Source organism: Agrobacterium sp. 22-226-1 (assembly GCF_053522345.1).
Genome location: NZ_JBNWCP010000023.1, coordinates 37,292 through 63,145, shown reverse-complemented (window position 1 = coordinate 63,145; position 25,854 = coordinate 37,292). Strand labels below are relative to the sequence as shown.

Sequence of the window (25,854 nt, the reverse complement as noted above, 5' to 3'; positions counted from 1 at the left end):
CGAAAGTCGCCGTCGCCAGCAGCGCCGCCGCCCTCGTTCAGTGAGCGGACTTATAAATCCACACCCTCAAACAAGTCAACACAGCAATATCAAAAAAAACCAGAAATGTGATATGTCGCTGATTGTAAAAGGGAATTTGAAAATTGTCGTATAAATTAACGACTTTTAACGGTTTTCCCGTCGGTGTCCGTCAAGGTTGATGGGCCTTCCCCTATATAGGGTCTCCATACCGCAATAACAGGGACCGAGACCTTGTAGATATCAGTCGGAAGACGGGCTGAAGCGGGCGACCAGCGCATGCGCATTGCCGGGATAGGTGAAGCGTACATAGGTGACAGCGCCCGAATTGCTCCAGGTACGGCGCTCCACGACAAGACACGCCTGCCTGTCAGAAATACCGAGCAGGCGTGCGATCTCCTTCGACGGTGTTTCGGCGCTGATCCGGTGTTCGGCAGTGCTCCAGGGAACATGGCCGAGCAGCCAAGGGCCTGGCGCAATTTCGGTAAAGTCGGTTTCAGCCGCGTCCGGCACGGCCGTCAGATTGATGAGGCGCTGTTCGACACAGAACTCGCGCGCACCGGCGAAATGGATGCAGAGAATGTCGAGCAAGGGTGTCCCGACGGACACATCGAGCCGCTCACGATCCGCGCTTTTCGCGCTGCGCCTTTCGCGCTTCAGGATTTTGAAGCCATAGTCGAGGCCAAGGGATTCGACCTCGGCCCCGATATCGTGAATTTGAAGAACAGCGGACTGGATCTGCGGCTGGCGAACGAAACTGCCGGATTTCTTGCGGCGTTCGATCAAACCGGCCTTGGCGAGCTGGCCCATGACCTTGTTCACGGTCATGCGCGAACAGTGATATTGATCGGCGAGGTCGACCTCGAAAGGCAATCGATGGCCCGGCGGCCATTCTCCCGAAACGATCCGCCCCTCGATCTCAGTGAGGATACGCTGGTGCAGGGTCTGCCCGGCTGATGCTTTCGTCACGTCCGCAATGCCTTTCCCCGCTGGCTTTTTCCCGTTTCTGCCGAGCCCATATCAGCTATCGAGAAGTTCAGCCATGACCTTGTTGAAACGATCGGATATTTCGCGGCGGTGGATATGCCGACCGGCCTGCACGCGCTTTTTGCCGCGCACCCAAACGGAATCGACTGAAACGCCGCCCGCGAATATCCACTGATCGACAATCTGGGATATCGGAAGATAATAAACGGCCGAAACATCAAGAGCGACGAAATCGGCGCTTTTTCCACTTTCCAGACCATTTCGCGACGCCAGAGCCCTGCCGCCGCCTTCGAGCGCCTGCCGGAAGAGTTTTTCGCCCGTGGAATGACCGGCATCGGCAATGACATTGCGTGCCCGATGCGAGAGGCGTTGCGAATATTCGAGCGTTCGCAATTCTTCCGGCACGGAAATCAGAATGTTGGAATCGGATCCGACACCATAATGGCCGTTTTCAGCGAGAAACGCCGAAGCCGGGAAGATGCCGTCGCCGAGATTGGCTTCCGTGATCGGGCAGAGGCCGGCAACAGCGCCGCTTTTTGCCATGCCTCGCGTTTCGATTTCCGTCATATGTGTCGCATGGACAAGGCACCAGCGGCCATCGACCGGCGCGTTTTCAAGCAGCCATTCCACCGGCCTCGCACCGGAAAAGGCGAGCGAATCTTCCACTTCTTTCGTCTGTTCCGCCACATGAATATGGATCGGCCCGCCTTTTGCCAGCGGCTCGATGGCTGCCAGCTCGTCGCCGGTCACTGCACGCAGGCTGTGCGGCGCGATCCCGAGCGTGGCGCCCGGCAGCCTGTCCACCACGGCCTGCGCACCCTGCATCAGTTTCCCGTAACTGTCGAGCGAATGGATGAAGCGCTTCTGCCCGTCGATTGGCACTTGGCCGCCGAAACCGGAATGGGCGTAAAAGACCGGCAGCAATGTGAGGCCGATGCCCGTCTGCGAGGCGGCCGCGCCGATACGTTCAGCCATTTCGGCGATATTGCCGTAGTGCGAGCCATCCCTGTCATTATGCAGATAGTGAAATTCTCCAACCCGCCCGAAACCGGCCTCGAGCATTTCCATATAAAGCTGGGCGGCAACGGCCTCGACATGGTCAGGCGTCATGGAGAGCGCGAATTTATACATGACGGTGCGCCAGCTCCAGAAACTGTCGTCGCCGGGACCACGGATTTCGGCAAGCCCCGCCATGGCGCGCTGAAAGGCGTGGCTGTGAAGATTTGGCATGGCCGGGACGATGACGGCATGTCGCTCATCCTGCGGCTCCGGGGAAACGCCGGTTTCCACGGATAGGATGACGCCGCCATCGCAGACGATGCGAACATCTTTCGCCCATCCATCCGCCAGAAGCGCTGCGCCCGCGTGAACTGCCGTCATGCCACCCTCTCCTTTGGTTCTGTCCGGCAAGGCCATTTCAAACACGAAATTGCAGCTTGCCAAGCCGATTATTATGTATATACATTTAACTCACAAAGGAAAGGCGAAAAAGCAAATGCCAGGGAACAAATCTGCAAACGGAACGGCGACGGGGAACGCCACGGCTTTGTGGCGCAACGCCCGGCTGGCAACCTTCAATCCCGCCATGGAAGGCATCGGCACCGTCGAAAACGCCGTCATTGCCGTGCGTAACGGCCGCATCGCCTTTGCCGGCCCTGAAAGCGATCTGCCCGCCGATCTGTCAACGGCCGATGAGACCACCGATTGCGGCGGCCGCTGGATCACCCCTACCCTGATCGACTGCCACACTCATCTTGTCTTCGGCGGCAACCGCGCCATGGAATTCGAGATGCGGCTGAATGGGGCAACCTATGAAGAGATCGCCAAAGCGGGCGGCGGCATTGTTTCTTCGGTGCGCGACACGCGCGCGCTTTCGGAAGATGCTCTGGTGGCGCAGGTTTTGCCGCGTCTCGACACGCTTCTTTCCGAAGGCGTTTCCACGGTCGAAATCAAATCCGGTTACGGTCTCGACATTGAAACCGAGCTGAAAATGCTGCGCGTCGCCCGCGGGCTCGAGACATTGCGGCCGGTGCGCATCGTCACCAGCTATCTCGCCGCGCATGCGACGCCTGCAGACTATAAGGGGCGCAACGCCGATTATATTGGCGATGTCGTTCTGCCGGGGCTGGAAAAAGCCCATGCGGAAGGGCTGGCGGATGCGGTTGACGGTTTTTGCGAAGGCATCGCCTTTTCCGTCGAGGAGATCGACCGGGTTTTCAAGGCGGCAAAACAATATGGCCTTCCGGTCAAACTGCATGCCGAGCAGCTTTCCAACCTTGGCGGTTCCGAGCTTGCGGCATCCTATAACGCCCTTTCGGCCGATCACCTCGAATATCTTGATGAGGGCGGTGCTAAGGCGCTGGCGAAAGCAGGAACCGTGGCCGTGCTTCTTCCCGGCGCTTTCTACGCGCTCAGGGAAAAACAATTGCCGCCGGTGCAGGCCCTGCGCGATGCGGGAGCCGACATTGCGCTGGCAACGGACTGCAACCCCGGCACTTCGCCGCTCACCTCCCTGCTGCTGACCATGAATATGGGCGCAACGCTTTTCCGCATGACCGTGGAAGAGTGCCTGACGGCGACGACACGCAACGCGGCAAAGGCGCTCGGCCTGCTTACGGAAACCGGCACGCTGGAGGCTGGAAAATCCGCTGATTTCGCCATCTGGGATATCGAGCGTCCGGCAGAACTCGTCTACCGCATCGGTTTCAATCCGCTCCACGCCCGCATTTTCAAGGGACAGAAGGTTTGCCCATGACCATGAAGACCATCACGCTTCACCCCGGCGATGTAAGCTTAGCCGATCTCGCCGAGATATACTGGGAGAACGGCAGCGCCAAACTCGACCGCAGCTTCGATAAAGGCATTGAAAAGGCGGCGGCCCGCATCGCCGAGATCGCTGCCGGCAATGCGCCGGTCTATGGCATCAATACCGGTTTCGGCAAGCTCGCTTCCATCAAGATCGACGCGGCGGATGTGGCGACGCTGCAGCGCAATCTCATCCTGTCGCATTGCTGCGGGGTCGGCGCACCGCTTCCTGAAAATGTCGTGCGGCTGATCATGGCGCTGAAGCTGGTTTCGCTCGGTCGCGGCGCATCCGGCGTGCGGCTGAAGCTGGTGCGGCTGATCGAAGCAATGCTGGAGAAGGGCGTCATCCCCGTCATTCCCGAAAAGGGTTCGGTCGGAGCTTCCGGCGATCTCGCGCCGCTTGCCCATATGGCGGCGGTTATGATGGGCGAAGGCGAAGCCTTTTATGCGGGTGCGCTTCTGCCAGCCGGCGAAGCGCTTGCGAAAGCCGGACTGACCCCGGTGGTGCTTGCCGCCAAGGAAGGACTGGCGCTGATCAACGGCACGCAGACTTCAACGGCGCTGGCGCTCGCCGGCCTTTTCCGAGTCCACCGCGCGGCGCAGGCGGCGCTGATTACCGGTGCGCTTTCCACCGATGCCGCCATGGGGTCTTCCGCACCTTTCCATCCCGATATTCACAGCCTGCGTGGTCATAAGGGCCAGATCGACGCCGGAGCCGCCCTTCGCCGGTTGCTGGAAGGTTCGGAAATCCGCGTCAGCCATATCGAGGGCGATGAGCGGGTGCAGGATCCCTATTGCATTCGCTGCCAGCCACAGGTGGATGGCGCCTGCCTCGATCTTCTGCGGCAGGTGGCCCGCACGCTGGAAATCGAAGCCAATGCCGTGACCGACAATCCGCTGGTGCTTTCAGACAATTCCGTCGTCTCCGGCGGGAATTTCCACGCCGAACCGGTGGCCTTTGCCGCCGACCAGACGGCACTTGCCATTTGCGAGATCGGCGCAATCGCCCAGCGCCGTGTTGCGCTGCTGGTCGATCCGGCCCTTTCTTATGGCCTTCCGGCCTTTCTTTCGAAGAAGCCGGGGCTGAACTCCGGCCTGATGATCGCCGAAGTCACCTCTGCCGCGCTGATGAGCGAGAACAAGCAGATGGCGCATCCGGCCTCGGTGGATTCCACACCCACCTCCGCCAATCAGGAAGACCATGTCTCCATGGCCTGCCATGGCGCGCGCCGCCTGCTGCCGATGACGGACAATCTCTTCGCCATTCTCGGCATCGAGGCGCTTTCGGCCGTGCAGGGCGTGGAACTGCGTGGGCCGCTGAAAACGAGCCCCGAACTGCAAAAGGTGATTGCGGCATTGCGCGCGGCGGTCCCTTCCCTGGAGGAGGACCGCTATATGGCGCCGGACCTGAAGGCTGCGGCGGAATTGATTGCCTCCGGCGCGCTGGTGGCGGCAATTTCGGATGGCATCCTGCCGAAGCTGGAGGTTTGAGATGATGAGGACTCTATCCTCCACTGCCGTGGGGTTACCCCCCTCTGCCCTGCCGGGCATCTCCCCCTCAAGGGGGGAGATCGGCAAGCGGCGAATACCTTGCGCCACAATATCTGGGAACATGCGGGTGCGGCATCTGATCTCCCCCCTTGAGGGGGAGATGCCCGGCAGGGCAGAGGGGGGTAACCCCACGGCAAAAGAGGCCGACCAATGAACAGACCCTTCACGCTTCACCAGGGCGCCTCGCCCATCATTCTCGGCCTGCCCCACACCGGCACGGATGTGCCGGCGGATATCTGGCAACGCCTGAACGATAACGGCAAGATTCTCGCCGATACGGACTGGCATATCCATGAGCTCTATGCCGGCCTTCTCGAGAATGCGACAACCGTAAGGGCGACCTTCCACCGTTATGTGATCGATGCCAACCGCGACCCGGCCGGGGTCAGCCTTTATCCGGGCCAGAACACAACCGGGCTTGTTCCGGAGACCGATTTCGACGGTGAGCCGATCTGGAATGAAGGACAGGAACCCGCGGCGGACGATATCGCCTATCGTCTGGAAAACTTCCACGCGCCCTATCACGCGGCTCTTGCGGCGGAAATCGAGCGGGTCAAATCCATCCACGGCATCGCCATTCTCTATGATTGCCATTCGATCCGTTCGCATATTCCCTTCCTGTTCGAAGGCAAGCTGCCGGATTTCAACATCGGCACGGATATGGGCAAGACCTGCGATCCGGCCATCGAAAAAATCGCCGTCGAGGTGACCGCCGCAGCGGAGGGGTACGACAGCATCCTGAACGGTCGTTTCAAGGGCGGCTGGACGACGCGCCATTACGGAAAACCGCAGAGCAGCGTGCACGCCATTCAGATGGAGCTGGCGCAGTCCACCCATCTTCAAAGCGAGACGCCGCCTTTTGCCTATGACACGGGCAAGGCCGAACGGCTTCGCTCCCATCTCAAAACCATTCTCACGCGCATGGAAAAATTTGCGCTCGGCACGAAACGATAAGGGGAAAACACATGAACAATCCACGCCACAATATTCGCGATGTCCGCTCGCCGCAGGGCACTGACCTCAATGCCAAAAGCTGGATGACGGAAGCGCCGCTGCGCATGCTGATGAACAATCTCGACCCTGATGTGGCCGAGCGCCCGCATGAGCTGGTGGTCTATGGCGGTATCGGCCGCGCCGCCCGCACGTGGGACGATTTCGACCGTATCGTCGCGACGCTGAAGGATCTGAACGAGGATGAAACCCTCGTCGTGCAGTCCGGCAAGCCGGTCGGCGTGTTCCGCACCCATAAGGACGCGCCGCGCGTGTTGATCGCCAATTCCAACCTCGTGCCGCACTGGGCGAACTGGGATCATTTCAACGAGCTGGATAAGAAGGGCCTTGCCATGTACGGCCAGATGACGGCCGGTTCGTGGATCTACATCGGCACGCAGGGCATCGTACAGGGCACCTATGAAACCTTTGTCGAGGCCGGCCGCCAGCATTATGACGGCAACCTGAAGGGCAAGTGGATTCTCACCGGCGGTCTCGGCGGCATGGGCGGCGCACAGCCGCTGGCCGCCGTCATGGCCGGCGCCTGCTGCCTTGCCGTCGAATGCGATGAAACCCGCGTCGATTTCCGTCTGCGCACCCGTTATGTCGATGCGAAGGCGCATACGCTCGATGAGGCGCTGGCCCTGATCGACCAATGGACCAAGGCGGGCGAGGCGAAATCCGTCGGCCTGATCGGCAATGCGGCGGAAATCTTCCCGGAACTCGTCCGTCGCGGCGTTCGTCCCGATATCGTTACCGACCAGACCTCGGCGCACGATCCCGTCCATGGTTACCTTCCGGCCGGATGGACCGTTGCCGAATGGCGCGCCAAGCAGGAAAGCGACCCGAAGGCCGTTGCGGCTGCCGCTCGCGCCTCGATGAAGGTGCATGTGCAGGCCATGGTCGATTTCTGGAACGCCGGCGTTCCGACGCTCGATTACGGCAACAATATCCGCCAGGTCGCCAAGGATGAGGGCCTGGAAAACGCCTTCGCCTTTCCGGGCTTCGTGCCGGCCTATATCCGCCCGCTGTTTTGCCGCGGCATCGGCCCGTTCCGCTGGGCGGCCCTTTCCGGCGATCCGGAAGACATCTACAAGACCGACGCCAAGGTGAAGGAACTGCTGCCAGACAACAAGCACCTGCACAACTGGCTGGACATGGCGCGCGAGCGCATCGCGTTCCAGGGCCTGCCCGCGCGCATTTGCTGGGTCGGCCTTGGCGACCGTCACCGTCTCGGCCTTGCCTTCAACGAAATGGTCAGGAACGGTGAGCTGAAGGCGCCGATCGTCATTGGTCGCGACCATCTGGATTCCGGCTCCGTCGCCTCGCCCAACCGCGAGACCGAGGCCATGAAGGATGGCTCGGACGCCGTTTCCGACTGGCCGCTTCTCAATGCGCTGCTCAACACCGCATCTGGCGCGACCTGGGTGTCGTTGCACCACGGCGGCGGCGTCGGCATGGGCTTCTCGCAGCATTCCGGCATGGTCATCTGCGCCGATGGCACCGACGATGCCGCTCGCCGGCTGGAGCGCGTGCTGTGGAATGACCCGGCAACCGGCGTCATGCGCCATGCCGATGCCGGTTACGACATCGCCGTGGAATGCGCCAAGGAACAGGGCCTGCGCCTGCCCGGCATTCTCGGCAATTGATCCTCTTTCGGCCGGAAAGAGAAACACCTTTTTCCGGCCGATCCCTCTCAAAAGTGGAAAACCATGACCCTGCTGCGCGCAAGCGACTACAAGCGAATGCCCTGGAAAAACGGCGGCGGCGAAACGGTGGAAATCGCCATCTTTCCACCCGCGTCTTCCGTCGAGAATTTCGACTGGCGCATCAGCATGGCGACGGTGGCGAGCGACGGGCCGTTTTCGATCTTCCCCGGCATAGACCGCACCCTCTCCATTCTTGAGGGAAACGGCATGGCGCTGGCAATTGCGGCCGGCGATCCGCTGTTGCTGACAATGGAAAGCCCACCCCTGTCCTTTCCGGCCGATGTTCCCGTGAATGCGACCCTACCCGATGGCGCGATCACCGATCTGAACGTCATGACTCGCCGTTCGCGCTTTCGTCATGTCGTTAAAAGGCATTCAGGCCCATTTTCGGGAAAAGCCGCCGGAAACACGACGCTTGTTCTGGCGCTCGACCCGCTGACGATTTTAAACGGTGAAGGCAAGGACCGATTGGGGAAGCTGGATGGTCTGCTGATCGAAGGCGGTTTACCGTTCACCGTCGAAGGGGATCGAAGCGAAAGCGCCTTTTTCCTGATCACGCTCGAGCGTCTCTGAAGCCTTCCGGAAAAGGCTTCACAAATTCCGTCCAGATAACGCTCAAACCGCTGCCGCCTCAGTCCAGCCCCAGCGGATCGGCCACCCGTGGCCAAAGCTCAAGGCTCGCCTTGCGATAGGGCGTTTTTGCCGGATCGGTCGGATAAGATGTCGGGGCCGCGATATAAACGATCTCGGAGGCGACCGGCGCAAACCCCGCATGAAAATGGTTGGTGGACTTGACCAGCAGCACGTCTTTTTTCGCGAAATCCACGCCGAGATTGGAAAAGATATCCGGCTCATAAGTTTGCGTGCGGCTGGTGATGAGGATGATATCGATCTGCGTACCGAGCGGCCGAACGACGGCGGTACGACCGAGCGTGACGCGGCTGTTGCGGAAACTCTGCCAACCGGCCTCGGCCGCGCGCATCACCTTTATGCGGAAATCGAGCGGCTCGCCGCCTTCCGGGCTGGATTTGCCGCCGATGCGCAGATCGATCTCGGCGCCCTCGCCCGCCGCGTGACAGAAAGACACCGCAATCGGGTCCCAGATCGTCGCGACGGCGATATTGTCCATGCCGCGCTCTACCATGCGCCGCAGAATATGGGTGGCGTCACCGGCGACACCGCCGCCCGGATTGTCCCAGATATCGGAGACGACGACCGGCCTATCCGGATTGTTGCGGCGAATGGCAAGAACCTGATCGAGACCGGATTCCGTATCGAGCATCGGCATGGCGGTCAGTTTGCGCATGGCATAAAGCTCATGGCCGAGCTTTTCAGCCAGCGCATCGCCCTTTGCCCTGTCATTATCGGTCACGACAACAATGCGCGTTCCCATATCCGGCACATCGCCCGCCATGAAACCGTGAATGACGGAAATCGACAGGACGCCATCCTGGCCTTCCATGGCCTTCAGCCGGTCGACGTAAGAGCGCATCGGCTCGCGGCTGGTGGGATAAATGGTGATCATGCGGCAATCGAAAGTGGAGATGACCGGCTTGATCTCCCCCCGAAGCGTGCGCAGCGCCATTTCCACCACATGCTCTCCGCGCTCTTCGAAATCCGTATGCGGAAATTCCAGAAACGTCGCCATGATATCGAGATTTTTGACCCGAAGCGGCGTCAGATGGCTGTGCGGATCGAATTCCGCCGCAACCAGCACATCCGGTCCGACCAATGCGCGGATGCGTGACAGGAAATCCCCTTCCGGATCGTCATAACCCTGCGCCACCATGGCGCCGTGCAGACCGAGCACCACGGCATCGACCGGCAGGGCCGCACCGAGTTCGGCGAGTATCGTATCCCGCAGCGTTTCATAGGTCTGGCGCTGGATAAGGCCCGCCGGTTCCGCCCAGCAGGAAGTTCCCTCTATTACCGTGAACCCTTCCGCCTTACCACGACGGCGCAAGATCGGCACTGGCGACGAGCAGAGCGTCGGCGTTTCGGGATGCTCCCCCGGCCCGGCATAAAAAGCCGCGCGAAAGGCGTCCATATCCGTCGGGACTGGTGAAAACGTGTTGGTTTCGGTGGCGAGTGACGCCGTGAAGATGCGCATGTCTCTAGATTCTCGTTACCGCAATCTGCCCTTCGGCAGCTTTATTTCAGAATTTAATTAGCCGGGTAATTTTACCAGACCGTGCCGCGTGCCGCGACCTGCTCAACCCGCGTTACAACGCCGTTTCGATGAAAAACCATCCTGTCGAAAAGATTGCTGACGACGCAGGTGTGGTTCGGAACGATCTTGACCACGTCGCCGATTTCAGGCCGGCCCGAGGCACAGCCCGATAGATCGACAACCGCATGTTCTTCCGAAAGCGAGATGATTTTCGCATCTTCATAGCTCTCGAGCAGCCCGTAATCGCTGAAACCCAAGAGATCCGAGGTCAAGGCCTTGGAGCCGCAATCCAGCACGGCCCGATCGGTTGTCGGTCGCGATACGACGGTGGCAAGAACATGCATGGCGAGATCGCCCGCCGTGCAATGTCCGGCGCGCAGCATGGCGCGATCATTATAGACATAGGTGCCGGCCCGATGTTCGGTGGCGGAAGGAACGAGATGGGCGGCATAAAAATCCGGAGAACCGCCGCTGGACCGCACCGGGCAATCCATGCCCTTTGCCGCCAGCAATGCCATGGTCTCGCGAAGGAAGTTCTCCACCGTCGCGGCTCCGCCCGGTGCCGGATAAGTCAAAATACCCTTGAATGTGAGGCCCGGTGCCGCAGCGATCTTTTCCGCAAGCGCCAGTGCCGCTTCCGGCGTCTGCACACCGCAGCGCTTGCCGCCCGTGTCGCATTCGACCAGTACGGCAAGCGGCCTTGCCGCGTCGAATGTATCGGCAAGGCCTGCAATCGTGACCGCACTATCGGCAACCACGCTCAGCCGGCCGATGCGCGCATTCAACGCCTTCAGCCGCGACAGCTTTGCTGCACCGAGAATATTGTAGGTGATCAGAATGTCGTCGAAACCGGCGTCCGCAAAAACCTCCGCCTCACTGACTTTCTGGCAATTAATGCCGATGGCGCCGGCCTGAATCTGCTGTTTGGCGACGGCGGGTATCTTGTGCGTCTTGATATGCGGCCGAAAGGCCTTGCCGTGGTCATTTAGATAGGATTGCGCCCTGAGGATATTGGCAGCCAGCCTGTCCTCGTCGATGACAGGCATCGGCGTCGAAATCGCATTGAGGGGTGTGCCCGCATCAGGCCAGGGATAGGTCATCATCTACTCTCAAACATCGAAAACTTGGGCCTCAGGCCAGCGGCTTATAGGCGATAACGTCCATTTCCACCTTGGCATCAACCATCAGCGGCGATTGCACGGTGGAGCGTGCTGGCGGATGATCGATGAAATATTTCTGGAAGACGGCGTTGAAGCTCGAAAAATCCCGGGCATCGTCCAGCCAGACATTGACCTTGACCACATCCGCAAGCGTACAATCGGCAAGCGCCAGAACATCCTTGATATTCGCAACCACCTGCTCGGTCTGCGCCACGATCCCGCCGGTCACCACCTCACCATCGACGGTCGGCACCTGCCCGGAAACATACACGAAATCGCCGGCCCGGACGGCCTTGGCAAATGGCCGCCGCTGTCCGCCAGCCTGATTGTCCGCCGCCTCATATCGTATCAGTTTCGGCTTTTGCATAAATCCTCGCAAATTATTTTCATAATTTCAGAAATTTTCGCGATTTGTAGCCGATTTTATGACGCATATCCATAAGCAATGTAAATTATTTAGCAATCGCGCACATTACGCGCGAAATCGGCTGCCGTGCTTGCCGCCCATGATTATTGCGAAATATATGGCTCAGGGTCGATATATGGTGTGATTCATGGGGAACTGCATGCCTATAATGCGGCCCCTGTGGGCATTCGCGCTGCGTTACACCCGCCAAATTCGGCATCCGTGGAGTTTCCAGCACATTATTCAGAGAACAAGTTTGCCGCGGCTAACCTCGGAGAAGAGGTACTAAAAACGATGGAAACAAAGATGTGTCTCGCATCCGCCGGTCCTTCAACCAGCTCACCCCCGTGCGGAAAGCCGATCGTTCGCCATAACTCTATCCGTGATCTCCTGCGCAATCTTCTGCGCCTGCACGCGAATATCCGGAACGGCGGTAATTTCCCAGAAGCGACCCGCCGTCAGCGCACCGGCGGCGAAAAGACCGGGCCAGCTTCGTCCGTCCGTCCGCAATAAACGGGACTGACCATCGACTTCCACCCCGAGCCCGAAAGGATCGAGCAAAATAACGCCATCGCCGCGCATCGTTTCAAGAAGCCGCGAATGGCCGATGCCGGCCCGCTCCATTCCCGTGCAATTGATGACCCAATCGACCTGGAGCTCCTTCAATATCTGCGTATGCCTGCGTCGGTAACGCACGGCGATCCCCTCCTCTCCTTCTTCTATGGAGCGAAGGTAACCCGCATGAATTTCAAGAACACCATCTGAAAGCAACGTCCCGAAAGCGCCAGACACTTCGGGTGCGATACGGTGCCGGTGGATGTTCCACCAGGGCAAGGCATGCCGAAGGAACCGGCTCCGCTGGGGAGGTGTGAGACGTTGCCAAAGCGATTGAGTTTGCGGCCGCAAGCCATCCATGACGGCGCGCCACGGCGCGCCATTGCGCACCTGCTTGCGCAGAGAGTGCAGCAACCAGCTGATCTCCGTCGAGCCTTCAGGTAGATTCGGCCCCACGGGCGGTGACGGCGGGCTGACATGCGGATGCGGCACCAGGCCACGACGGGAGAGAACATGGATCGGCCCCAGATGTCCTTTTCCCCTCAGAGTCAAAACCTGATCGATCATCGTCAGGCCCGAACCCAGAATACAGATGCGATCCCCGGCTTTGATTTTGGACAACCATCCCGGCTGCCAGCAGTGGCCGATGATACGTTGCGGGCCCTCTTCTTCCTTTGCGAGAGTTTGCACCGGCAAACTCGCAGCGCCGACGCCCAGACACAGAACGACATTCTGCGCGCGCAGCGGCTCACCATTTTCCAGCGTAAAAGAAAATCCGCCTGTGGCATCCGGTCGACAGGCCGAAGCCTTGGCCCGAACGAAGTCCACCCGGGCTCGTTGCTCCCTGCTTCTAAGCAGGCCAGCCAGTCTGTCGCGAAGATAAAGACCATAGTCACCGCGCGAGGCGAACAGCAGGGGATTGTCCGCGATCCCGTTTTCCGCCAACCAGTCGACAAAGTCATCCGGCTTGTCAGGGAAGACACTCATTCGCCCGGCCGGCACATTCAGACGATGATAGGGGAGTTCCGTGCGATAAGCGGTGCCGCGCCCGAGATCCGACTCATCGCCGACGATAGCGATAGAGGCTTCCGCCGGCAGGGACGACAGAAGATGGGCGGAGGTACAGATGGCCGAAAAACCCGACCCGACGAGAGCGACATCATAGGACATTCATTCCTCCAACCTGCGACAGCTTGAACAGCCAGACGACGGGTGTCGAACCCAACGATACTCTAGTCAACGAGTAGAGATTAAACAGATGCGAATGTCTACCCTTCACTTTCTGGCGCCGGGATTATCGGAGCCATAGAAGGTCAAACCCAAAGTTAGCCGCGGCTAACCCCGCACAGCGCGGATATTCGGCGCACCAAAAGACGCGACAACGCCCTTCATTATGATCGACAACGAGAAGTTAGCCGCGGCTAACCGTCAAACCGTCACAAAAAGCAAATGTGATTCTTCCACAATGCTTTAGCGGCACTTTCCAACCTGAGAAAAAAGCCTATTGCGCCAAAAAGAGAATCGGCGCTTATATCTCAGTTGCGGAAAAAACCGCCTTTTTCGAAAAAAACCGCTACTGCAATTTCGAGCGAAAGAAGACCGATGACACAGAGTGCCGATTTAAGACGTGCCGCAGGAGCACCCGACCTGACGAGTCTTATACAACAGCATTCGGCTGCGTTGTCAGCCCAATTGCAGGCTCATAATGCAAATACATTTTCACCGCACACCGAAAAGAGCATGCGCCATTTTTCACCGGCGGAAACCGCACGGTTGATCGGCATCGGCGAAGCCTATCTTCGCCAGATCGCCGCCGAGCGTCCGGAGCTCGACGCGGCGCAGGCTTCCGGTCGTCGTTCCTATTCCGTGGAGGATATGGACGAGATCAGAAAATTCCTCGATCAGGGCGCGCGTGGCACACGCCGTTATCTGCCGCATCGCCGTGACGGCGAAGAGTTGCAGGTCATCGCGGTCATGAACTTCAAGGGCGGTTCTGGAAAAACCACGACATCGGCGCATCTGGCACAATATCTCGCGCTGCGCGGTTACCGGGTGCTTGCCATCGATCTCGATCCGCAGGCCAGTCTGTCCGCTCTCTTCGGTCATCAGCCGGAGATCGATGTCGGTCCGAATGAAACGCTTTATGGCGCGATCCGTTACGACGACGAACGCCGGCCGATCGCCGAGATCGTTCGTGGCACCTATATTCCCAATCTCCATATCGTCCCGGGCAATCTGGAGCTTATGGAATTCGAACACGACACGCCCCGCGCGCTGATGCGTCGCGCGCCAGGCGATACGTTGTTTTTTGCCCGCATCGGCCAGGCGATAGCCCAGGCGCAGAACTTCTATGACGTCGTGGTCATCGATTGCCCGCCGCAGCTTGGTTACCTGACGCTTTCGGCGCTGACGGCCGCCACATCGGTTCTCGTCACCGTTCATCCGCAAATGCTTGATGTGATGTCGATGAACCAGTTCCTTGCCATGACCGGCGATCTTCTCGCCGAAATCGGCAGGGCGGGAGCGCGGTCCGACTATAACTGGATGCGTTACCTGATCACCCGCTTTGAACCGAGCGATGGGCCGCAGAACCAGATGGTCGCCTTCCTGCGCTCGATTTTCGGTGAAAACGTCCTCATCCACCCGATGCTGAAGAGCACGGCCGTATCGGATGCCGGACTGACCAACCAGACACTTTTCGAAGTGGAAAGAACCCAGTTCACCCGGTCCACCTATGACCGTGCGCTGGAAGCCATGAACAACGTAAACGCTGAAATCGAAGGACTGATTAAAAAAGCGTGGGGTAGGGCAGCATGAGCAGAAAACAGATCTTCGCCAATCTCGGCACGCCGGGCGCCGACAGCAACGAGACTGCCACCGAGCGGTCGCGTCCGCGTATCCGGCCCATCCTCGGTTCTCCGGAACTCGTGACGGATGTTCTGAATTCCCCGGTTGGCATGATCGGCCAGTCGCTCAATGAAGTATCGGAACGCGCCAAGCGGGCAGAAGAGATCGAAAGGCAGCTCGCGGAGGGTCTTACGATCGTTTCGCTCAGCCCTGCCGATATCGACCCCTCTTTCATACCGGATCGCATGCCAGCCTCTGAAGAGGCGGATGCAGGTCTGGTAGAGGCCATTCGTGAACAGGGCCAGCAGGTTCCCATTCTTGTGCGCCCGCACCCCGAATTCCCTGGTCGTTATCAGGTCGCCTTCGGCCATCGTCGCCTGCGCGCCGTTTCCAGCCTCGGTATTCCGGTCAAGGCGGTCGTTCGTGATCTCAGCGACGAGCAGCTGGTGGTCGCCCAGGGACAGGAAAACAACGAACGTCGCGACCTCACCTATATCGAAAAGGCACGTTTTGCCCAGAAACTGCAGATGCGGTTTCCTCGGGATACGATCATGGCCGCCATGTCGCTGCACAAGGGCGATCTTTCCAACATGCTTTCGGTTGTCGGCCGCATTCCCGAGGATCTGGTCGATCTGATTGGCCCGGCCCCGACTGTCGGCCGTCGTAACTGGATGGATCTTGCCGATCAGCTTTCCTCCTCGCAGGTCAAGGAAGCAGCCCGCGCCTATGTCAAGGATGCATCGGTTGCCGCCCTGCCATCGGAAGAACGTTTCAAGTCGCTCCTGGATTTCCTGAAGCCCAAGGCGCAGGCGAAAAAAACCGGCGTCTGGTCATCGCAAACCGGCGGCCGGCTGGCGAAAGTGGTCGAGAGCGACCGCAAGCTGGATATCTCCATCGACAAGAACGAAGCCCCGGAATTTGCCGAGTTCGTTCTCGAACATCTTCAGACGCTGTTTGCCGAATACCGGTCCAAGCAGTGATTTTTAACTCGAACGACTAACAGGAGACGCATCACAAAAGAAAAAAGCCCCCGAACGTTGCCGCGCGGAAGCCTTTCTTTGATTTAAGCACCCGAAGAATCTCATTTCCGCGAATCATAGTCAAGAGTCTTGGCATCGAATTTTTCGGTGAGCGATTTTCTTTTGCCTTGTGAAAGGTGAAAGACATGGACAGCACATGTGTAACGACGCCCTTTGGGCGGCGAGCGATGTCGTTTGGCGTCCTCGCGACCCAGTTTGCCGCACAGAAAAACAAGAAAATCGAAGCGGTCGATAAATGGAAACTCTATCGTTCGGTCTGCGAAGCCAGGCCCCTGCTCGGCGTGACTGATCGTTCACTTGCGGTCCTGAACGCGCTTTTGAGTTTTTATCCGAAAAACGAGCTTTCCAGCGAAGCCGGATTGGTCGTCTTCCCGTCGAACACGCAATTGTCGCTCAGGGCCCATGGCATGGCCGAGCAGACATTGCGCCGGCACCTTTCGGCTCTTGTCGAGGCCGGTCTCATCATTCGCAAAGACAGCCCGAACGGAAAACGATACGCCCGCAAGCACAGGGGAGGGGAAATCAGCGAGGCTTATGGTTTTTCGCTGGCGCCGCTTCTTGCCCGCAAAGCGGAAATCGAGGAACTGGCCGAACGCATTGTCAGCGAGCGGCTCGATCTTCAGCGGCTTCGTGAAAACATCAGCCTTTGCCGCCGCGATATTCAGAAACTCTGCGAGATGATTGCCGCGAGCGGTGAAGTCGAGACCTTCGAAGGGTTTCAGACCCGCTACAACGCCATTGCCGGCTCTCTCGGCCGCAATTCCAAGCCTGCGGAACTTCGGGAAATCGCCGGATTTTTGGCCTCTTTGCGCGCGGAAGTTACCAACTATCTGGAAAATATTGAAAAATCGGAAAAAACGGGCGGCAATGACTGCCAAAATGAGCGCCTCATAAAGAATTCAGAATCCGAATCCATATCTGAACGGCAAGATTTGCGCGAACCGGCAACTGTTGCACCTGCCAGCACGGCATGCACCCAGCGGGCATATGTGGCACCCGTCAGTGCAAAAGCTTCGCCGCAATCAGCAAAGCCTGTTCCTCATAAGCAATTTTTTGTTCCTGATATTGTTTTGGTTTTGAAGGCTTGCCCGGATATCTCGCTCTATGCCCCAAGCGGAGCGGTTACCGGATGGCGCGATCTCGAAGTGGCAACATCCGTCATCAAAACCATGTTCAACATCAGCCAGTCGGCGTATCAGGATGCGCTTGTCACATTCGGCCGGCAGGGAACGGCAGCCATTCTCGCATGCCTTTTGCAGAAAGCAGACCAGATAAGCTCGCTCGGCGGATATCTGCGTAATCTGACTCGTAAGGCGCAGGAAGGCGGCTTTGATGTGCAGACAATGCTTCTGGCGCAATTGCGAGGGCGTAAGGACGCCATGGAGGCGAGCATGCTTTCGTGAGTTCACACGGCCGTGGAAATGGTCATCGCTTGCGGAAAAAGCAGACGGAAGTTACATTAACGCCGTTTCCGCAAGTAGAAAGAGATTCGCATGAGGCTGCTGCAGCAACAGTGCAGCCGGTGGATTTCTATGGTTAATGCAAGGTAATGAAAACTAAGTTCGGTTTAGCTTTCGTTTGCGTTTTTCCATGATTGGTTTCAATCGCTTGAGTCGAGGGTATTTTTCGTCGAAATTGCGACGAGAAGAGCGGAAATGCGTAATCTGTACGCGCGGAGCACCTGGCAAAACAGGCGTGCGATACTGAATAGAAGCGCATGCCCGGGTGCCGCAAAACCGGAATATGGCCCATCGGAAGTAAATGCACGGTCGACAGACAAAGCCTCGCGCCAAAACAGCGAGGTTGAACTTTCTGCAAGGTCCTGCGTTTGCGCTTGATTGCTTGAACGGATGGCTGAGCTGATGAATTTTCCGGATGACATGGAACTGGCCGTCGCCCTCTACATGGCGGACAACGCTTTGCCCCGGGAAAGGGCGATCGAAAAGCTCCTGAGAGCGGAGCTCGAAAATACTGGCCATCTGCCCGGTGGCGAAGGTCGGCCGCCGGAGATCGTCGATGGGCAACCGAGCGCGGACTATGTTCAATATAGCTCCTACCTTGATGCGGATAGCTGACGAGCAGCGGAACCAAAGCGGGCGAGGGCTGTTTATGGCGCAGATAATTGTGCCAGGATATGCGTCCCATGTTTCCCAGATCATTTTTTATCTCAGCCGCACTCGCCGCGATGACGAGCCTGCCGGCAATTGCCCAGCCTCTTGAGGTCAGCACGCTTGCGGTTTCCAGCGCCGACAGCATTCCACTTTTGCCAAAGGCTGCGACCCCGAACTACATTACCGACGTGTCCGGGAAGAAAGTCCGTCTGGTTGGGCCGCGCTTTTATCCCGACAGTGCGCGGGCGCTGGAGTTTCCCGGCCGAAGCTCGAACCCGGTTGCATCGGGGAGCGAAGAGGCTTTGTCGCAACGGTGAGGGGGCGTGGTGAGAAGACCGGTCGAAATCTTGCGGCGGAGGTGGAATGAGAACCGGGGGTGAGCTTCAAGGACGCAAAGCGGATGCGGAAAGCTGGATAAGGCAGGAGGGCCAGGACGCCGGCAAGGCCAGCTTCCCCGAACTGTTCTTCGATCTGGTCTTTGTTTTCGCGCTGATCCAGCTCTCCCACGCTCTGGCCAAGGATTTTGGGCCGACGGCCGCGCTTGAGGCTGGCATCCTGATATTGTCGCTCTGGTGGCTATGGATACACACCACCTGGATCACAAACCTGCTGAACACGGAAAGGGAGCCAGTCAGGATCCTGCTGTTCGTGCTGATGTTCGGCGGCGTTCTGCTGGCCATCGCGCTGCCGGAGGCTTTTGCGGAACAGGGCCTTGTCTTCGCCCTGATCTACAGCGTGATGCAGGTCGGTCGAAGCCTGTTCGCCCTCTATGCGTTCAGGGGTGAAGACCGGCAGTCTTTTCTGGTCTTCGTGCGCGTGACGATCTGGCTCGTGGTATCGAGCCTGTTCTGGCTGGCCGGTGGGCTCGTCGATCTGGCGGATCGCATTCTCCTGTGGGGCATCGCACTTGCAATTGAATATGCCGGCCCCGCCTGCCGTTATGTCGTGCCGGGTGTGGCCTCGAGCGACGAGGACAGGCTGCATCTTTCCGGCGAGCATCTGGCGGAGCGATGCGCGCTTTTCGTCATCATCTGCCTTGGCGAAACGATCCTGACCACGGGACGCACGGCCACCGAATATATGAATTCGGGCCTGACATTCATCGTCTTCTGCTCCGCTTTCGTCAGTACCGTGGCGATGTGGTGGATTTATTTCCATCACGGGCAGGAGGAGGCTTCGAGAAAAGCCGAGAATGCCGAAGAAAAGGCGAAGATCGCCCATAATCTTTTTAACTACGGGCATTTGCCCATCGTAGCCGGCATCATCCTGACGGCGGTGGGTGAGGATTTCAGCCTCTCCCATGCGCGGGATGGCGCAACGATGCGGGAGGCGCTCGCCATTCTCGGCGGTCCGGTCCTGTTTCTGGCGGGCAATATCGGCGTCAAGATCGCCGTCGCCTATCAGCGACCGGTGTCGCATTTTGCCGGTGTGGCGGCGCTCTGCCTGCTTTTGCCGGTGCCGGGTATTCCGCTTTTCGTGCTGCAACTGGCTAGCACGGGAATTCTTCTGCTTGTCGCCCTTTGGGAATATCTGGCACTGAAAAGGGCGGTCGCCAATGCCTGACCCTGATCAGGCGTTGACGAGATTGCGCGCCCTGTCGTTCCAGAGCCGAAGGCTGCGGGCATAGGCTTCCTCGAAGGGCAGAGCCATATCGTTGACCAGCATCAGCGCGATGGCTGCCGTCGAGATGATAATGGTTTCTGCCCTTTCGTCCCTTGCGGCACCCGTCCAGACCGCCCGCCAATATTCGAAGGTTGTGAACATGGTAGGCATTTCGGCGGGCGGCGTTTCGCGTGCGGGAACGATGAATTCCACATCCTTTCCCTTCGAAAGACCGAAAATCCGGGTGCTGCGAAACGGCGTGAATTGCGCGAAATCCCGCGTATTGCCGAGAATGGCGAGGTTTTCCACCGAAAGCAGTCGCGCCGTGTCCCGATGAAGTTCCTGATAGGACGGGCGGGCGACGCCGATGATCGTGCTTCTGGCGCGAAGCGGATTGAGAAGATGCACGACCGTATTGAGCGGCAGGCGCATCTCCAGAATGCCGTACAGGCCGAGCAGGCTTTGAAACTGCAGGGACAGACCGCCGATCGGCAGGTAAGCGATGCGTTCCGAGGCCGTGGCTTTCGCCGCCTGCGAAAGCGAGTGGCAAAGGGGGATGCCGCAGGCCTGTGCTGCAAGTTCAAGCTTGCCGCCGTTTTCTCCCTGTCCCACATGCCCGTGCAGCAGGACGCTGTATCCCGCCATGGCGACAAGACGCGCGGAATGAAGGAACCACGGCGCATCGCGATGTTTCGGCGACATATAAGCGGGCCAGTCGAGATCCGCCGATGCTGGAGCTTGCTGGCCCCTCTCTATATGTCGCCACATGGCTTCGATGAAACCGGCAAGCTCCGCCGCGGTCACGCCGCGATAATTCATGGTGGCAAGCAGCGCGCCTATCTGTATCGGGTCGGCATCTCCGTCGAGAATGATCGAGAGCGCATCCATCGCTTCCACCTGGCTGAGCGGGCGGCTGTTGCCGATGCCCATCGCCGAGGTTGCGATATATTTGGCAAGCCTCTGCTGCGGATCAGCATTGTGGCCGATGCGCGCGAGACGGTCGGCGATGTTTTCCGGTGTCGGCTGACCTTCCAGAAGAACGCTGGGGCGAAGCGAAAGCGGCGGCGCCTTCATCAGCACGGGCCGCTCCCAGCCGCTTGCACTGGCGTTGGCCGGGGCGGCGGGTTTTTCCTGCGAATAGTCGATAAGGTTCTCGGCCTCCGCCGCCAGCGAACGAATGCGCAGCCGCATGTTTTCGGCAAAGGGGGTGGGACGCAGGCCCTGACCGGTGCGCAGAAAAAGCTGGTCGCCGTATCTTTCGCGCAGCTGCTGCAATATCCGGCTCATCGAAGATGTCGGCAGTCCCATGCCCGCCGCAGCGCGGCTGACGCTGCCTTCCCGCAACAACGCATCGAAAGCGACAAGTAGTTTCAGCTGCCCAAGCCTGTCGGGCCTTGTCGTGGAGGCTGGTTCATCTTTTCTCTTGCCGGTTGTCATCTTGCGATTTTTTTACTCCACCGCTTGTCCGGGGAGCCCTTTTTGCAATTTCTGGAATTTAGAACTGTTCGAAAACAAACGCGTTGCGCCCGCACTCCCTCCTAAATAAGTGGGGTTAAATTCTCAAGTTAAATGCGGGGGCGTAACATGGAATTGAAGTACCGCGGTCGAGATATGGCGGCGACGATAATAAAGGCCGGTCTTTCGGCAGCAATGGCGGGAACGGCGCTTGGCATTGCTCTGCCCGTTTTTGCGCAGCAGGCGTCTGAGGGGAACACGGTTCTTCAGCAGATCGTCGTCACCGCATCCGGTTTCGAGCAGAATGTGAAGGACGCTCCGGCCAGCATTACGGTTGTGACGCGGGAAGATCTGGAAAAGGGATCCTATCGCGATCTGACCGATGCCCTGCGGGAAGTTCAGGGCGTATCCGTCACCGGCATTGCCAATGAAAAGGATATTTTCATTCGCGGTCTGCCCGGCGCTTACACGCTGGTTCTGGTTGACGGCAAGCGGCAGAGCACGCGTGATGCCCGCACCAATGGCAATTCCGGTTTCGAACAGAGTTTCGTGCCGCCGGTTTCGGCGATCGAGCGTATCGAAGTGGTGCGGGGGCCGATGTCCTCGCTTTATGGTTCGGATGCCATGGGCGGTGTCATCAACATCATCACCCGCAAGGTCGGCGATGTCTGGTCAGGTTCCGTCACCACCGAAGGCACGGTTCAGCAGCATTCCAAATTCGGCAATAGCGGCCAGATCTCCTGGTACGCCAACGGACCGATCCTGAAGGACCAGCTGGGTCTGCAGCTCTGGGGCAGGGGTTTCACACGCGGCGAAGACCGTATTCTTAGCGGCACCACGGGCGCCAAGGAATATGATTTCAACGGTCGTCTGACGTTTACACCCAACGAAGATCACGACATCTATCTCGAAGGCGGCAAGACGCGGCTGCGCCGCAGCGCCGAGCCCGGCGACACGCTGGCGGCGACCGACGCCAACGGCACCTACAATACCAATACGCGTGACCATTGGTCATTGTCGCATACCGGACGCTGGGGGCCGACCACGTCCGAATTCTCGTTCCAGCAGGAATGGGCGGAGCGTACCAACTTCACCAGAAATATCCGCACCGGCCGCGTGACAGAAAACCCGCGCTCGCCGGAAGTGCGCAACACCGTTCTCGATGGCAAGTTCACCACGCCGTTCGAATTGTTCGGCAACCACACGCTGGTCACGGGCGGACAATATTTCGAAGCGCGGCTGACGGACCAGAACCCGGGACGCCGTACTGGCCGCGACGAGACATTCTCGGCGACGCAATGGGCGCTCTTCCTTGAGGACGAATGGCGCATTGTCGATAATTTCGCGCTGACGGGCGGTCTTCGTCTCGATAATCACGAGAAGTACGGCGATCATTTCAGCCCGCGTCTTTACGGCGTCTGGAGCGCGACCGAGGAACTGACGATCAAGGGCGGCATCTCTACAGGTTTCCGCGCCCCGGAAATCCGCCAGATCGCACCGGGTTATGCCTATACGACGGGTGGTGGCGGTTGCACCTATGGCCCGAGCGGCACCTGCGGCGTGATTATCGGCGATCCCAACCTCGAAGCGGAAAAGAGCACGAGCTATGAAGTGGCCGCGCTTTGGGACAATGGCGACGTCGCTCTCGGCGCCACCTATTTCTACACCGATTTCAAGGACAAGATTTCCAACGCGCTGGTGCTCAATCCGGATGGAACGCCGGCCCGCTGGAGCGAAGACCGCAACTATCGTCTCTGGTACAATTACAACATCGACGATGCGGTCATTCAGGGTGTGGAACTGACGGCGACATGGTATGCGACGTCGGACCTGACGCTGCGCGGCAACTATACCTATACGCATTCCGAACAGAAAACCGGCGACTATGAAGGCTTCCCGCTGGCGCGCACGCCGGAACATATGGCCAATCTGCGCGGCGACTGGGTAACCCCAATCGACGGTCTGGAAGCCTGGGCCTCGCTGAATTACCACGGATCGGAAATCAATGCCGGCCCGCGCATCGGCACCAACGGCACGCCGGTAACGATCAACGGCAAGGCGGGGCGTAAATATGACGCCTACACGACCCTCGATATCGGCGCGAAATATGCGGTCGCCGAAAATGTCGATCTGAATGCCGCCATCTACAATGTCTTCGACAAGGATGTCGGCACCGACGATTTCAACACCGTCATGGAAGGCCGCCGTTTCTGGATCAGCATGACAGCGAAATTCTGATCCGCGGTCAACATTCACGAAATTTGGAGGCGCCTTTGGGCGCCTCTTTTTTTGGGCCATCGCCTATTGACCTCAACTATGGTTGAGGAATTATACCGGCTGCTCTTCACTATGTTTCCGCGTTTTCCGAGCGGAAATCGTTACGGAAGCAGGAGCCAGAATGGAAAATACCGTATTCAAGCACAGCCTGACGGTTGGGGAGGTTGCCCGCCGCAGCGGCATCGCCGTGTCCACCATCCATTTTTACGAGGCGAAGGGGTTGATTGAAGGTTGGCGAACCGCCGGTAACCAGCGTCGTTATCATCGCGCCGTTCTGCGGCGTATCGCCATCATCCGCATTGCGCAGCGGGCGGGTATACAGCTCAGCATCATCAGGGATGCGATGGCCGATCTGCCGCAGGATCGGGTGGCGACGACGGCCGATTGGCGCAGGTTTTCCCAATCCTGGCGGGAAATGCTGCAGCTTCGCATCAATAGCCTCATTATGCTGCGCGATCAGCTTACCGGCTGTATCGGTTGCGGGTGTCTTTCGCTGGATGATTGTCCGTTGCGCAATCCGAACGATGTTCTGGCCGATGACGGCGCAGGTCCGCGCCGCCTCGTTTCTGCGGAATGAACAGGATTTCCGAACCGGAACGCTTGTTTCTCACTCGGAATCGGCGGCAACCCAGACGCTGACGCTGCCGCCATTGGTGGGAAAGACGCCCTTGCCGCTCTCATCGAGGGTAATCCGTTCTTCACGGTGCCCGAGAAAGTCGCGCCAGACCGCCCCGGCGTGATCTGGACCGAGATCAATCTGCTTTTCCGCCGGCTCGCCATTCGACATCACCACCACGCAGCCCGGCGCATCGGCGGTGCCGTGGCGAATAAAGGCGATGCAGCTTGCATCGTCGAGAATATCCGTCTGGGCTCCGTTGGCGAAACGGCTGCGGGCCTCGATGAGTTTCGGCAGGCATTCAAGGGCGGGCATATCGATTTTATATTCGTTGCCGTCATTGCCGGTGTCGGTATAGCTCGTGCCGAACAGATCGGCATAAAAGACGCAGGGCACACCCTCTTCGCGCAGCAGGATGATCGCATAGGCAAGAGGTTTGAACCATAGTTCCACCGGCGCTTCCAGCGATTGCAGCGGCTGCGTGTCGTGATTGTCGACCAGCGTGACGGCATGGTCGGGAACGGCGGAGACAAGCGAACCATCGAAGATGCTGCGCATATCGAAATCGCCGCCCTGTTTCGAGGCGTCATGGAAGCTGTGGTGAAGGGCGACATCGAAAAGCATCAGCTGCTTGTCGACGAGTTCGAGATAGCTTTTCAGCGCCTCGAGATCGGGGTGCCAATATTCCGCCACGACGAAAAGATCGGGATCGACCGTTTCGCGCATATGGCCGACCCAGTCGCGGAAGAACCAGGCCGGAATATGTTTGGCAGCATCCAGGCGGAAGCCATCCACCTGCACCTGCTCGGAGAGCCAGCGGCCCCAATATTTGAGCTCTTCGTAGACCGCCCGGTTCCTGAATTCGACATCGGCACCCATCAGGTAGTCGAAATTGCCGTTTTCCTGATCGACTTCCTCATTCCATTCCCCATCGCCATACTCATTGACGAGGCGGAAAATGCCGTCTTCGGTCGGCTCCTCGATGTGGTCGACGCCGCTGAAGCACTTCAAATCCCAGATGAATTTGGAGTGTTTGCCGTTGCGGCCGGGAAAGGTGAAGCGGGTAAAGGCCAGCGCCTGAAAGTCTTCATCGTCGATCTCGGTACGGTCTTCGGGATTGACACGGCGAACCCGCACCTTCTCCTTTTCATCCGCACCCATCTTGTGGTTGAGAACCACGTCATGAATGACGCGGATGCCATTTTCCTTCAGCGTACGGCCCGCATGTTCGAGGGCGCCGCGATCGCCATATTTGGTGGCGACGGTGCCCTTCTGGTCGAATTCACCAAGGTCGAAGAGATCGTAGGTGTCGTAACCGACCGAATAACCGCCGGCAGCACCCTTATAGGCCGGTGGCAGCCAGACGTCGGTGATGCCCATTTTGGCAAGGCTTGTCGCCTTTTCGGCCACCTCGCTCCACAATTTCCCTCCGTCCGGATAATACCAATGGAAGAATTGAAGCAAGGTGCGTCCGGCCATATTTCCCTCACAGTCGTTAACAGGTCGCGCCATAAACGGCCCGGCGGCGAAAGGGTTCCGCCGCCGGCCATACGCG

21 protein-coding genes are annotated in these 25,854 nt (G+C 58.8%); 13 read left to right on the top strand and 8 right to left on the bottom strand.

Annotated elements, in window-relative coordinates; all coding sequences use genetic code 11:
- Positions 1 to 261 precede the first annotated feature (261 nt).
- Both hutC and ACQZ5K_RS25145 read right to left on the bottom strand, forming a co-directional pair.
- Positions 262 to 987: a histidine utilization repressor gene (gene hutC / locus ACQZ5K_RS25150; protein WP_448741786.1), complete on the bottom strand. Its 726-nt coding sequence runs from the start codon at positions 985 to 987 to the stop codon at positions 262 to 264.
- Between the two features lie 51 nt (positions 988 to 1,038).
- On the bottom strand, positions 1,039 to 2,385 hold the full coding sequence (locus ACQZ5K_RS25145) for a formimidoylglutamate deiminase (RefSeq protein WP_448741785.1): 1,347 nt from the start codon (positions 2,383 to 2,385) through the stop codon (positions 1,039 to 1,041).
- A gap of 115 nt (positions 2,386 to 2,500) precedes the next feature.
- Between ACQZ5K_RS25145 and hutI the strand changes: the two genes are divergently transcribed.
- From hutI to ACQZ5K_RS25120, 5 genes are all read left to right on the top strand, one after another.
- Positions 2,501 to 3,760, top strand: a complete 1,260-nt coding sequence (gene hutI / locus ACQZ5K_RS25140; protein ID WP_448741784.1) for an imidazolonepropionase — start codon at positions 2,501 to 2,503, stop codon at positions 3,758 to 3,760.
- Positions 3,757 to 5,301, top strand: coding sequence for a histidine ammonia-lyase (gene hutH, locus ACQZ5K_RS25135; protein ID WP_448741783.1), 1,545 nt, complete (start codon positions 3,757 to 3,759; stop codon positions 5,299 to 5,301). Before hutI ends, hutH begins: the two co-directional genes overlap by 4 nt.
- 210 nt (positions 5,302 to 5,511) lie before the next feature.
- Positions 5,512 to 6,315, top strand: a complete 804-nt coding sequence (gene hutG, locus ACQZ5K_RS25130; protein ID WP_448741782.1) for an N-formylglutamate deformylase — start codon at positions 5,512 to 5,514, stop codon at positions 6,313 to 6,315.
- 11 nt (positions 6,316 to 6,326) lie between these two features.
- Positions 6,327 to 8,000, top strand: coding sequence for a urocanate hydratase (hutU, locus tag ACQZ5K_RS25125; protein ID WP_065656680.1), 1,674 nt, complete (start codon positions 6,327 to 6,329; stop codon positions 7,998 to 8,000).
- A 63-nt stretch (positions 8,001 to 8,063) separates the two neighbouring features.
- A complete protein-coding gene (locus ACQZ5K_RS25120; protein WP_448741781.1) occupies positions 8,064 to 8,633 on the top strand; it encodes a HutD/Ves family protein in 570 nt (189 codons plus the stop codon).
- A 58-nt stretch (positions 8,634 to 8,691) separates the two neighbouring features.
- On the opposite strand, the gene ACQZ5K_RS25115 is transcribed toward ACQZ5K_RS25120, so the two are convergent.
- From ACQZ5K_RS25115 to ACQZ5K_RS25100, 4 genes are all read right to left on the bottom strand, one after another.
- Positions 8,692 to 10,170: a M81 family metallopeptidase gene (locus tag ACQZ5K_RS25115; RefSeq protein WP_137005173.1), complete on the bottom strand. Its 1,479-nt coding sequence runs from the start codon at positions 10,168 to 10,170 to the stop codon at positions 8,692 to 8,694.
- Positions 10,171 to 10,241: 71 nt separating this feature from the next.
- On the bottom strand, positions 10,242 to 11,330 hold the full coding sequence (locus ACQZ5K_RS25110; protein ID WP_448741788.1) for a D-TA family PLP-dependent enzyme: 1,089 nt from the start codon (positions 11,328 to 11,330) through the stop codon (positions 10,242 to 10,244).
- A 31-nt stretch (positions 11,331 to 11,361) separates the two neighbouring features.
- Positions 11,362 to 11,757, bottom strand: coding sequence for a RidA family protein (locus ACQZ5K_RS25105; RefSeq protein WP_059758295.1), 396 nt, complete (start codon positions 11,755 to 11,757; stop codon positions 11,362 to 11,364).
- A 378-nt stretch (positions 11,758 to 12,135) separates the two neighbouring features.
- A complete protein-coding gene (locus ACQZ5K_RS25100) occupies positions 12,136 to 13,521 on the bottom strand; it encodes an FAD/NAD(P)-binding protein (RefSeq protein ID WP_448741780.1) in 1,386 nt (461 codons plus the stop codon).
- Between the two features lie 432 nt (positions 13,522 to 13,953).
- Here ACQZ5K_RS25100 and repA point away from each other — a divergent pair, with 432 nt between their 5' ends.
- The 6 genes from repA to ACQZ5K_RS25070 all read left to right on the top strand — a co-directional run bounded on the left by repA (position 13,954) and on the right by ACQZ5K_RS25070 (position 19,912).
- Positions 13,954 to 15,168, top strand: coding sequence for a plasmid partitioning protein RepA (gene repA, locus ACQZ5K_RS25095; protein ID WP_026363408.1), 1,215 nt, complete (start codon positions 13,954 to 13,956; stop codon positions 15,166 to 15,168).
- A complete protein-coding gene (repB, locus tag ACQZ5K_RS25090; protein WP_448741779.1) occupies positions 15,165 to 16,178 on the top strand; it encodes a plasmid partitioning protein RepB in 1,014 nt (337 codons plus the stop codon). Before repA ends, repB begins: the two co-directional genes overlap by 4 nt.
- Positions 16,179 to 16,363: 185 nt before the next feature.
- The gene (repC, locus tag ACQZ5K_RS25085) at positions 16,364 to 17,641 is read left to right on the top strand and encodes a plasmid replication protein RepC (RefSeq protein WP_448741778.1); all 1,278 of its coding nucleotides are present in this window, start codon (positions 16,364 to 16,366) and stop codon (positions 17,639 to 17,641) included.
- A 459-nt stretch (positions 17,642 to 18,100) separates the two neighbouring features.
- Entirely contained in the window at positions 18,101 to 18,313 is a 213-nt protein-coding gene (locus ACQZ5K_RS25080) for a hypothetical protein (RefSeq protein WP_262531878.1), read from the top strand.
- A gap of 68 nt (positions 18,314 to 18,381) precedes the next feature.
- Positions 18,382 to 18,666: a hypothetical protein gene (locus ACQZ5K_RS25075; RefSeq protein WP_448741777.1), complete on the top strand. Its 285-nt coding sequence runs from the start codon at positions 18,382 to 18,384 to the stop codon at positions 18,664 to 18,666.
- A gap of 46 nt (positions 18,667 to 18,712) precedes the next feature.
- Positions 18,713 to 19,912, top strand: coding sequence for a low temperature requirement protein A (locus tag ACQZ5K_RS25070; RefSeq protein ID WP_448741776.1), 1,200 nt, complete (start codon positions 18,713 to 18,715; stop codon positions 19,910 to 19,912).
- Between the two features lie 6 nt (positions 19,913 to 19,918).
- Here ACQZ5K_RS25070 and ACQZ5K_RS25065 read toward each other — a convergent pair whose 3' ends face one another.
- Positions 19,919 to 21,388 (bottom strand): glycosyl transferase family protein, encoded by a 1,470-nt coding sequence (locus ACQZ5K_RS25065; RefSeq protein ID WP_448741775.1) that lies wholly within the window; start codon positions 21,386 to 21,388, stop codon positions 19,919 to 19,921.
- A 147-nt stretch (positions 21,389 to 21,535) separates the two neighbouring features.
- On the opposite strand from ACQZ5K_RS25065, the gene ACQZ5K_RS25060 reads away from it, so the two are divergent.
- Both ACQZ5K_RS25060 and soxR read left to right on the top strand, forming a co-directional pair.
- The gene (locus ACQZ5K_RS25060; protein ID WP_448741774.1) at positions 21,536 to 23,644 is read left to right on the top strand and encodes a TonB-dependent receptor domain-containing protein; all 2,109 of its coding nucleotides are present in this window, start codon (positions 21,536 to 21,538) and stop codon (positions 23,642 to 23,644) included.
- 160 nt (positions 23,645 to 23,804) lie between these two features.
- The gene (gene soxR / locus ACQZ5K_RS25055) at positions 23,805 to 24,260 is read left to right on the top strand and encodes a redox-sensitive transcriptional activator SoxR (RefSeq protein WP_003519761.1); all 456 of its coding nucleotides are present in this window, start codon (positions 23,805 to 23,807) and stop codon (positions 24,258 to 24,260) included.
- A gap of 30 nt (positions 24,261 to 24,290) precedes the next feature.
- Here soxR and amyA read toward each other — a convergent pair whose 3' ends face one another.
- Complete coding sequence (gene amyA, locus ACQZ5K_RS25050; protein ID WP_448741773.1) at positions 24,291 to 25,778, bottom strand: alpha-amylase; 1,488 nt, start codon at positions 25,776 to 25,778, stop codon at positions 24,291 to 24,293.
- Between the last annotated feature and the right edge of the window lie 76 nt (positions 25,779 to 25,854).